This window comes from Streptomyces cinerochromogenes, from assembly GCF_014648635.1.
Lineage (GTDB): Bacteria > Actinomycetota > Actinomycetes > Streptomycetales > Streptomycetaceae > Streptomyces > Streptomyces cinerochromogenes.
In genome coordinates, this window is the sequence record NZ_BMRM01000023.1 from 124,521 (window position 1) to 135,492 (window position 10,972).

6 protein-coding genes are annotated in these 10,972 nt (G+C 70.0%); 5 read left to right on the top strand and 1 reads right to left on the bottom strand.

The features are described 5' to 3' along the window. Positions 1-253: 253 nt before the first annotated feature. The 3 genes from IEZ20_RS34370 to IEZ20_RS34380 all read left to right on the top strand — a co-directional run bounded on the left by IEZ20_RS34370 (position 254) and on the right by IEZ20_RS34380 (position 4,800). A complete protein-coding gene (locus tag IEZ20_RS34370) occupies positions 254-2,326 on the top strand; it encodes a M4 family metallopeptidase (RefSeq protein ID WP_373304027.1) in 2,073 nt (690 codons plus the stop codon). 241 nt (positions 2,327-2,567) lie between these two features. Beyond that, complete coding sequence (locus IEZ20_RS34375; protein ID WP_189306032.1) at positions 2,568-4,208, top strand: M4 family metallopeptidase; 1,641 nt, start codon at positions 2,568-2,570, stop codon at positions 4,206-4,208. 70 nt (positions 4,209-4,278) lie between these two features. Next, positions 4,279-4,800: a DUF1990 domain-containing protein gene (locus IEZ20_RS34380; protein WP_189306034.1), complete on the top strand. Its 522-nt coding sequence runs from the start codon at positions 4,279-4,281 to the stop codon at positions 4,798-4,800. Positions 4,801-4,929: 129 nt separating this feature from the next. Here the strand turns inward: IEZ20_RS34380 and IEZ20_RS34385 are convergent, their stop codons facing one another. Next, entirely contained in the window at positions 4,930-7,548 is a 2,619-nt protein-coding gene (locus tag IEZ20_RS34385) for a glycosyltransferase family 1 protein (protein ID WP_189306037.1), read from the bottom strand. Positions 7,549-7,879: 331 nt separating this feature from the next. Between IEZ20_RS34385 and IEZ20_RS34390 the strand changes: the two genes are divergently transcribed. Further along, entirely contained in the window at positions 7,880-9,988 is a 2,109-nt protein-coding gene (locus IEZ20_RS34390; RefSeq protein WP_189306039.1) for an alpha-1,4-glucan--maltose-1-phosphate maltosyltransferase, read from the top strand. Then, on the top strand, positions 9,985-10,972 hold a 988-nt coding region (locus IEZ20_RS34395; protein WP_268253094.1), incomplete at its 3' end, for an alpha-amylase family glycosyl hydrolase. The genes IEZ20_RS34390 and IEZ20_RS34395, both read left to right, overlap by 4 nt.

A 10,972-nucleotide genomic window follows, 5' to 3' on the forward strand; every position in this document is an offset into this window, starting at 1 on the left:
CCTCCGTAAAGCGTCCGCATACCGAACATGAACATCCGGTCAACGGACCATTTCTGGCCAACTTTGTGACGCGGTCCTGACAGACAGGGAGATCTCCTGCCACTCTTCCCTGGCCGACTCACAGCAACCCCACAGTTACTGCGCGTCTGCATGAGCCGGCTCCGCACCCGCACGTGGTTTTCGCGTAACGCCCTGTTCTGCCCGGACGTCCCAACCCACCGTCCGGTCTCCCCTGGCCGCGCGACACGCGGTCATGCAGAAGGAGTCAGTGTTGAGAACCGATCTCTCTCGCGGACGCACCTCCCACACCCCGCACCGCCGCACCACGCACCGCCGCACCGCCGCCGTCGCCCTCACCGGTGTCGCCGCCCTGATCGCGGTCGCCGTCCAGTCCGGCACGGCCGGCGCCGCACCGGCGAAGCCGCAGGCGGGCAAGGCCGACCCGGCCCACTCCGCGGTCCGGCTCACCCCCTCGCAGCGCGCCGAACTGATCCGTGACGCCGACGCCGGCAAGGCCGCCGCGGCCCGGCAGATCGGCCTCGGCGCGAAGGAGAAGCTCGTCGTCAAGGACGTCGTCAAGGACGGCGACGGCACCCTGCACACGCGGTACGAGCGGACGTACGCGGGGCTGCCCGTGCTCGGCGGCGACCTGGTCGTGACCACCGCGAAGTCGGGCAAGACGATGGACGTGGTCCGGGCCACGAACGCCACGCTGAAGGTCACCGGCCTCACCCCGGCCGTGCCGAAGGCCGCCGCCGAGAAGCAGGCCGTGCAGCGCGCGAAGGCCCTCGGCGGCACCCGGCCGGCCGCGGACAGCGTCCGCAAGGTGATCTGGGCGGCCACCGGCAAGCCCGTGCTGGCGTACGAGACGGTGGTCGGCGGGCTCCAGGACGACGGCACCCCGAACCAGCTGCACGTCGTCACCGACGCGGCCACCGGCAAGAAGCTCTACGAGTACCAGGGCGTCAAGAACGGCATCGGCAACACCCAGTACAGCGGGCAGGTCACGCTGACCACGACCCAGTCGGGCTCGAACTACACGCTCACCGACGGGGCGCGCGGCGGCCACAAGACGTACAACCTGAACAAGGGCACCTCCGGCACCGGCACCCTGTTCTCGCAGACCAGCGACACCTGGGGCAACGGGACCACCTCGAACGCGGCCACCGCGGGCGCCGACGCCCACTACGGCGCCGCGCTCACCTGGGACTTCTACAAGTCCGTCTTCGGCCGCAGCGGCATCAAGAACAACGGTGTCGGCGCCTACTCCCGCGTGCACTACGGCAACGCGTACGTGAACGCGTTCTGGGACGACAGCTGCTTCTGCATGACCTACGGCGACGGCACCGGCAACGTCAAGCCGCTCACCTCGATCGACGTCGCCGGCCACGAGATGAGCCACGGCGTCACCTCGTCCACCGCGAACCTCAACTACAGCGGTGAGTCCGGCGGCCTGAACGAGGCCACCAGCGACATCATGGCCGCCGGCGTGGAGTTCTACGCGAACAACGCCAAGGACCCCGGTGACTACCTGGTCGGCGAGAAGATCGACATCAACGGCGACGGCACCCCGCTGCGCTACATGGACAAGCCCAGCAAGGACGGCGCGTCCAAGGACAACTGGTACTCGGGCATCGGCGGCGTGGACGTGCACTACTCGTCCGGCCCCGCGAACCACTTCTTCTACCTGCTGAGCGAGGGCAGCGGCGCCAAGGTCGTGGGCGGCGTCAGCTACGACTCGCCGACGGCGGACGGACTTCCGGTCACCGGCATCGGCCGGGACAAGGCGCTGCAGATCTGGTACCGGGCGCTGACCACCAAGTGGACGTCCACCACCAACTACGCGGGCGCCCGCACCGGCACCCTGGCGGCGGCCGGCGAGCTGTACGGCACCTCCAGCGCCGAGTACAAGGCGGTGCAGGACGCCTGGGCGGGCGTCGGGGTCGGCTCGCGCTCCGGCGGCGGGGGCGGCGGCGGTACGTCGTACGAGAGCACCACGCCGGTGGCGGTGCCGGACAACGGCCCCGCCGTCACGTCCGCCATCACCGTCTCCGGCCGCACCGGGAACGCGCCGAGCAACCTCCAGGTGAGCGTCGACATCACCCACACCTGGCGGGGTGACCTGGTGATCGACCTCGTCGGCCCCTCGGGCACCGCCTACCGGCTGAAGAACTTCAGCTCCTCGGACTCGGCGGACGACGTGAACGAGACCTACACGGTCAACGCCTCGGCCGAACCGGCCAATGGGACATGGAAGCTGCGGGTACAGGATCAAGCCACCTACGACACCGGAACGATCAACGGCTGGAAGCTGACCTTCCCGTAAACCGGCACGCCAAAAGCCTGGAATCACGGCGCCGTCCGAGGGTGGAGCGCCCTCGGACGGCGTCCGTTCATCCCGCTGAAACATTCACCAACCAGTCGACTTTCAGCCAACATCACTTCAGGGTCCTGACATGTACGCGCCCTGGATGTCACTCTCTCTCCACCCGCCGCAGAACTTCACCACCCCACACAGTCGGCCAGTAACCCCACGCTGGCCGGACTCCCCACCAGAAGGAGCTTCTGTGAGCCCCCTCTACGCGCGTCACAAGCGCACGACTCTGGCCATCGCCACCGCCGTCGCGGCCGGAGCCCTGCTCGCCACCGGTGTGACCACCAGCGCCTCCGCCCAGCCGACGGCCAAGCCCCTCGCAGCGGCCCCGACCCAGCTGTCCGCGGCAGCGCGCACCACCCTGATCCAGCACGCCCAGGCCGACGCGGCCGACACCGCGCACGCGATAGGCCTCGGCGCCAAGGAGAAGCTCGTCGTCAAGGACGTCGTCAAGGACGTCGACGGCACGCTCCACACCCGCTACGAGCGCACCTACGCCGGCCTGCCGGTGCTCGGCGGCGACCTGATCGTCCACACCGCGAAGTCCGGCAAGACGCAGGGCGTCACCAAGGCCGCCAAGTCGGCCATCAAGGTCTCCTCGCTCAAGCCGCAGATCACCGCGGCCAAGGCCGAGAAGCAGGCGGTGTCCGCCGCCAGGACGCTGGGCTCGGCCAAGACCACCGCGGACGGCGCCCGCAAGGTCATCTGGGCCGGCTCCGGCAAGCCCGTCCTCGCCTACGAGACGGTCGTCGGCGGCCTCCAGGACGACGGCACCCCGAACCAGCTGCACGTCATCACCGACGCGGCCACCGGCAAGAAGCTCTACGAGTACCAGGGCATCGAGAACGCGACCGGCAAGACGCTGTACTCCGGCACGGTCACCCTCAACTCCGTGCAGTCGGGCTCGACGTACCAGCTCACCGACAGCGCGCGGGGCAACCACAAGACCTACAACCTGGCCCGCAAGACGTCCGGCACGGGCACCCTGGTGGCCAGCTCGACCAACGTCTTCGGCACCGGCACCGCCTCCACGTCCTCCTCCGACCAGACGGCGGCCGCCGACGCCGCCTACGGCGCGGCCGAGACGTGGGACTTCTACAAGAGCACGTTCGGCCGCAGCGGCATCAAGAACAACGGTGTCGGCGCCTACTCCCGCGTGCACTACGGCAACGCCTACGTGAACGCGTTCTGGGACGACAGCTGCTTCTGCATGACCTACGGCGACGGCTCCGGCAACGCCGACCCGCTGACCTCGCTGGACGTCGCCGGCCACGAGATGAGCCACGGCGTCACCTCGAACACCGCGGGCCTCAACTACTCCGGTGAGTCCGGCGGCCTGAACGAGGCCACGTCCGACATCTTCGGCACCGGCGTGGAGTTCTTCGCGAACAACGCGTCCGACCCCGGTGACTACCTCATCGGCGAGAAGATCGACATCAACGGCGACGGCACCCCGCTGCGCTACATGGACAAGCCCAGCAAGGACGGCGGCTCGGCGGACTACTGGTCCTCCTCCGTCGGCAACCTGGACGTCCACTACTCGTCCGGCGTCGCGAACCACTTCTTCTACCTCCTCTCGGAGGGCAGCGGTTCGAAGACGATCAACGGTGTCTCGTACAACTCCCCGACGTACAACGGCGCCACGGTCACCGGCATCGGCCGGGCCAAGGCGCTGCAGATCTGGTACAAGGCGCTGACCACGTACATGACCTCGACGACCAACTACAAGGCCGCCCGCACGGCGACCCTGAACGCGGCGTCCGCCCTGTACGGCTCCACCAGCACCGAGTACCAGGCCGTCGCGGCGGCCTGGTCGGCGGTCAACGTCAGCTAGTGCTGCCCGGCTCGTGAGGGGCGGCACCCGGGAGAGGGCTCTCCCGGGTGCCGCCCTACTCTTGTGACCCATGTCCTCGGCGCCCTTCACCTACGAGCCGGTAGGCGCAACCCGCGACGACCTGTCGTACTGCCCGCCCGGCTTCCACCCCCTGCTCGTCCGCACCCGCCTCGGCGAGGGCCGGCCGGTGTTCCAGCGCGCCGCCGAGGCGGTCATGACCTGGGAGATGCACCGCGAACTGGGCGTCGGCATCGACGCCACCGCCGACCGCGCGGCCCCCGACGTCGACGTCACCGTCACCCTGGCCGGCCTCGTCAAGGCCCCCTGCCGCATCATCTGGACCACCGAACAACCCCGCCGCGCCGGCTGGGCCTACGGCACCCTCGAAGGCCACCCCGAGTGCGGCGAGGAGGCCTTCGTCATAGACCGCACCGGCGACGGCACCGTCTGGCTGACTGTGGCGGCGTTCAGCAAGGGCGCCAAGTGGTACGCGCGGGCGGGCGGTCCGGCCACGCGGGGGTTGCAGCACGCGTACGCGCGCAGGTGCGGGGCGGTACTGAAGAGGCTGTGCGCCGGGGTGTCGGAGGCATGACGTCGGATTTCGGTCGTCCTGCTCTCTGCTACGGGCCTTGCCAGGTCTCGGTGCACAGCGAAACCGGCGAATGCCGACTGCTCAGTGTCCAGGAATCGCTCGCGATCGCCTCGTTCGGCGCACGGTAGTTCACCTGAGCAGAACCCCCGCCCCCTCCACCACCTCCTCCGAAGGCACCGCCACCAGCCCCAGCTCCGCGCCCGATGCCAGCAGGCGGTGTGCGGGGAGGATGCGGACCGTGTAGCCGTAGGGGCCGGTGCGGTCCAGGGACAAGGGGCCCTCGTAGAGGAGGCGGCCCTCCAGGTCGGGGGTGCCCGTCGGCTTCAGGGGGACCGCCGTCGCGTCCGTGATGCGGTCCTCCGCGTCCACCCGGCCCGACACCGCCTGGACCTCCACGTCGTCCGGCCCCAGATCACCGAGGTCGACGCGGACCCTCAGCCCCACGGTCGCGCCCAGTTCCGCCGTCGCCGTGGTCGCCGTCGTCTCCACGTGGTCCACGCTCACCCCGGGCCAGGCCGACCGCACCCGGGACTTCCACTCGGCCAGGTCCCGGGCGGTGTCCGGGGTCAGGGCGCGGTGGGCCTGGGCGGCGGGGGCGTAGAGGCGGTCGACGTACTCGCGGACCATGCGGCCGGCCAGGACCTTCGGGCCCAGCAGGCTCAGCGTCTGGCGGACCATCTCGATCCAGCGGTCGGGGAGGCCGGCGCGACCGCGTTCGTAGAAGCGGGGGGCGACCCGCTGTTCCAGGAGGTCGTAGAGCGCCGCCGCCTCGATGTCGTCCCGGCGGTCGGCGTCCGTGCACGCCCCGTCCGCCGTCGGGACGGCCCAGCCGAAGTCGGGCTGGAACCATTCGTCCCACCAGCCGTCGAGGACGGAGAGGTTGAGGCAGCCGTTCAGGGCCGCCTTCATGCCGGAGGTGCCGCAGGCCTCCAGGGGGCGCAGGGGGTTGTTCAGCCAGACGTCGCAGCCGGGGTAGAGCTTCTGCGCCATCGCCATGCCGTAGTCGGGGAGGAAGACGATGCGGTGGCGGACCCGGGGGTCGTCGGCGAAGCGGACCAGTTCCTGCACCAGCCGCTTGCCGCCGTCGTCCGCCGGGTGCGCCTTGCCCGCCACCACGATCTGGATCGGGTGGTCCGGGTGCAGGAGCAGGTCCGTCAGGCGGTCCCGGTCCCGCAGCATCAGGGTCAGGCGCTTGTAGGAGGGGACCCTGCGCGCGAAGCCGATCGTCAGGACGTCCGGGTCCAGGACCCCGTCGATCCATCCCAACTCGGCGTCGCCGGCGCCCCGTTGCCGCCAGGACACGCGCAGCCGCTCCCGCACCTCCTGCACCAGCTGTTCGCGCAGGGTGCGGCGCAGTTCCCAGATCTCCTGCTCGTCGATCTCCGCGACCGAGTCCCAGCGCTCGGAGCCGCCGACGGTCAGCGCGTCCTCGGTCCGCTCCGAGCCGATCTGGCGGGCGCCGAGGCGCAGGACCTCCGGGGCCACCCAGGTCGGCGCGTGCACCCCGTTGGTCACGGAGGTGATGGGTACCTCCTCGGGGTCGAATCCCGGCCACAGGCCCGCGAACATCTCCCGGCTGACCTGGCCGTGCAGGAGCGAGACGCCGTTCGCGCGCTGGGCGAGGCGGAGGCCCATCACCGCCATGTTGAAGAGGCCGGGCTCGCCGCCGGGGTACGTCTCCGAGCCCAGCGCCAGGATCCGCTGCACGTCGATGCCGGGGAGTTCGGCGTCCGGGCCGAAGTGCCGGCCGACCAGTTCCCGGTCGAAGCGGTCGATACCGGCCGGGACGGGGGTGTGGGTGGTGAACACCGTGCCGCCGCGCACCGCCTCCAGGGCCGAGTCGAAGTCCAGTCCCTCCGCGCAGAGTTCGGCGATCCGCTCCAGGCCCAGGAAGCCCGCGTGGCCCTCGTTGGTGTGGAAGACCTCCGGCTCCGGGTGGCCGGTGAGGCGGCAGTACGTCCGTACCGCCCGGACACCCCCTATGCCGAGCAGCATCTCCTGGAGGAGCCGGTGCTCGCTGCCGCCGCCGTAGAGCCGGTCGGTCACCCCGCGTTCGCCGAAGTCGTTCTCCTCCACGTCCGAGTCCAGGAGCAGCAGGGGCACCCTGCCCACCTGCGCCAGCCAGATCCGGGCGCGCAGCGCCGTGCCGCCGGGCAGGGCGAGGGAGACCTGCGCCGGGGTGCCGTCGGGCTCCTTCAGCTGGGTGAGCGGCAGTTCGTGGGGGTCGAGCACCGGGTAGTGCTCCTGCTGCCAGCCGTCCCGGGAGAGGGTCTGCCGGAAGTACCCGTGCCGGTAGAGGAGCCCGACGCCGATCAGGGGTACGCCGAGGTCGCTGGCCGCCTTGAGGTGGTCCCCCGCGAGGATGCCCAGGCCGCCGGAGTACTGCGGGAGCGCGGCGGTGATGCCGAACTCCGGGGAGAAGTAGGCGACGGCGGCGGGCAGGCCGTCCGACTGGGTCTGGTACCAGCGGTCGCCGGTCAGATAGTCGTCCAGGTCGTCGGCGGCGGCGGTGAGGCGGCGCAGGAACCGCCGGTCGGCGGCGAGTTCGGCCAGGCGGTCCGGCCGCACACTGCCCAGCAGCCGTACCGGGTCGCCGCCGGCCGAGGCCCAGGCCTCGGGGTCGACGGACTGGAAGAGGTCGCGCGTTTCCGCATGCCAGGACCAGCGCAGGTTGCGCGCCAGGTCGCTCAGCGGCCGGAGGGGGTCGGGGAGAACGGGACGGACGGTGAACCGACGGATCGCCTTCACATTCCACCTCGGGACGCGTTGCGGGGTGAGACGTACGGCGTCGTACGTCTCGTCGTCGTCTTCGACGGTAGTGGTTACCGCGCGGTCGGTGGGGACGTACCGTCGGGGTGTCGGGGCGTCAAGAAGCGGTCGTGGGGCACCCGAAGAGCAGAGACCGGTCTTGTGCGTAGACATACGCGTGAGTAGTTAACAAAGTGCCGGATTGCCCACCCGAACCGGGTGGGTAAGGCTCCTCCGGTACACGCCCCACATGTGCACCACAGCACCTCCGCAGGACCCACCTCCCCATATCCATCCGCCCACACCCACGTTGAAGCGGACAGGAGCGGTCATGCCCGCCAAGCACCCATCGTCAGCACCCCCGACAAGCAGCAGGACCAAGGCAGCAGGGAAGAAGAAGACCACACCGCCGACGACCACGGCGGCGGGGAGGGCCGATGCGACGCCCCCCGGCGCGGCCGCCACCCTCGGCCGCATCCCCGTGCTGGACGTACGCCCCGTCGTCCAGTGCGGCCGCCGGCCCGCCAAGGCCGTGACCGGGGAGTCCTTCGAGGTGTCGGCCACCGTGTTCCGGGAGGGCCACGACGCCGTCGCGGCGAACGTGGTGCTCCGGGACCCGGCGGGCCGCGCCGGGCCCTGGACGCCGATGCGGGAACTCGCCCCGGGGACCGACCGCTGGGGCGCCACCGTCACCGCGGGCGAGCCGGGCCACTGGACCTTCACGGTGGAGGCCTGGTCGGACCCGCTCGGCACCTGGCGGCACACGGCGCGGATCAAGATCCCGGCCGGTATCGACACCGATCTGGTGCTGGCGGAGGGCGCGGAGCTGTACGAGCGGGCAGCCGCCGGGGTTCCGAAGGCCGAACGGCGGCCCGTGCTGGAGGCACTGGCGGCGCTGCGGGACGAGGACCGGCCGGCCGCCTGGCGGCTCGCGGCGGCGCTGGACCCGGAGGTGGAGGCGCTGTTGTCCCGGCATCCGCTGCGGGAGCTGGTCACCGCGTCCGATCCGATGCCGCTGCTGGTGGAGCGCGAGCGTGCTCTGTACGGCTCGTGGTACGAGTTCTTCCCCCGCTCGGAGGGGACGGCCGAGCGGCCGCACGGCACGTTCCGTACGGCCGCCCGCCGGCTGGAGGCGATCGCGGGGATGGGCTTCGACGTCGTCTACCTGCCGCCCGTCCACCCCATCGGCACGACGTTCCGCAAGGGCCCGAACAACACGCTCACCGCCGGCCCGGACGATGTCGGCGTGCCCTGGGCCATCGGTTCCCCGGAGGGCGGCCACGACGCCGTCCACCCGGATCTGGGCACGATCGAGGACTTCGACTTCTTCGTCGCGGAAGCCGGGAGGCTGGGGCTGGAGGTAGCCCTGGACTTCGCCCTGCAGTGCTCCCCCGACCACCCTTGGGTGCACAAGCACCCCGAGTGGTTCCGCCATCGCCCGGACGGGTCCATCGCCTACGCCGAGAACCCGCCCAAGAAGTACCAGGACATCTACCCCATCGCCTTCGACGCCGACATGGACGGCCTGGTCGCGGAGACCGTCCGGATCCTGCGGCACTGGATGGGGCACGGCGTGCGGATCTTCCGGGTGGACAACCCGCACACCAAGCCGGTCGTGTTCTGGGAGCGGGTGATCGGCGAGGTCAACCGCAGGGACCCGGACGTGATCTTCCTGGCCGAGGCGTTCACCCGGCCCGCGATGATGCACACCCTCGCCCAGATCGGCTTCCAGCAGTCGTACACGTACTTCACCTGGCGCAACAGCAAGCAGGAGCTGACCGAGTACCTGACCGAGCTGTCGGGCGAGGCGGCGGCCTACATGCGGCCCAACTTCTTCGCCAACACCCCGGACATCCTGCACGCCTACCTCCAGCACGGCGGACGTCCCGCGTTCGAGGTGCGTGCCGTGCTCGCCGCCACCCTCTCCCCCGCCTGGGGCATCTACAGCGGCTACGAGCTGTGTGAGAACACCCCGCTGCGGGAGGGCGGTGAGGAGTACCTGAACTCGGAGAAGTACCAGCTCCGGCCGCGTGACTGGGCGGCCGCCGAGCGGGAGGGGCGGACCATCGCGCCGCTCATCACCCGGCTCAACGACATCCGGCGCCGCAGTCCCGCCCTCCGTCAGCTGCGCGATCTGCACTTCCACCACGCCGACAAGGAGGCGGTGATCGCCTACTCGAAGCGGAGCGGGTCGAACACGGTTCTGGTGGTGGCCAACCTGGACCCGCACAGCACCCAGGAGGCCACGGTCTCGTTGGACATGCCGCAACTCGGCCTGGAATGGCACGAGTCCGTGCCGGTGCGCGATGAGCTGACCGGCGAGACCTACTACTGGGGCAGGGCCAACTATGTGCGCCTCGAACCGGGTCATAGGCCCGCGCATGTCTTCACCGTCCTGCGACCGTCCACCCCGCAGATCGGAGGGTCACCCACAATATGATCGTCAATGAGCCCGTTCCGGACACCTTCGAGGACACTCCCGCCAAGGACCGGGACCCCGAGTGGTTCAAGCGCGCCGTCTTCTACGAGGTGCTCGTCCGCTCCTTCCAGGACAGCAACGGCGACGGCGTCGGCGACCTGAAGGGCCTGACCGCCAAGCTCGACTATCTGCAGTGGCTCGGCGTGGACTGCCTGTGGCTGCCGCCGTTCTTCAAGTCGCCGCTCAGGGACGGCGGTTACGACGTCTCCGACTACACCGCCGTCCTGCCGGAGTTCGGTGACCTGGCCGACTTCGTGGAGTTCGTGGACTCCGCCCACCAGCGCGGCATGCGGGTCATCATCGACTTCGTCATGAACCACACCAGCGACCAGCACCCGTGGTTCCAGGAGTCGAGGCGGGATCCGGACGGTCCGTACGGGGACTACTACGTCTGGGCCGACGACGACAAGCAGTTCCAGGACGCCCGGATCATCTTCGTCGACACCGAGGCCTCCAACTGGACGTACGACCCGGTACGCAAGCAGTACTACTGGCACCGCTTCTTCTCGCACCAGCCGGACCTGAACTACGAGAACCCGGCCGTGCAGGAGGAGATGATCTCCGCGCTGAAGTTCTGGCTGGATCTCGGCATCGACGGGTTCCGGCTGGACGCGGTGCCGTACCTGTACCAGCAGGAGGGCACCAACTGCGAGAACCTGCCCGCGACCCACGCGTTCCTGAGGCGGGTGCGCAAGGAGATCGACGCCCAGTACCCCGACAAGGTGCTGCTGGCGGAGGCCAACCAGTGGCCCGAGGACGTCGTCGACTACTTCGGTGACTTCCGCACCGGCGGCGACGAGTGCCACATGGCGTTCCACTTCCCGGTGATGCCGCGCATCTTCATGGCCGTACGGCGGGAATCCCGCTACCCGGTCTCGGAGATCCTGGCCAAGACCCCCGCGATCCCGTCCGGCTGCCAGTGGGGCATCTTCCTGCGCAACCACG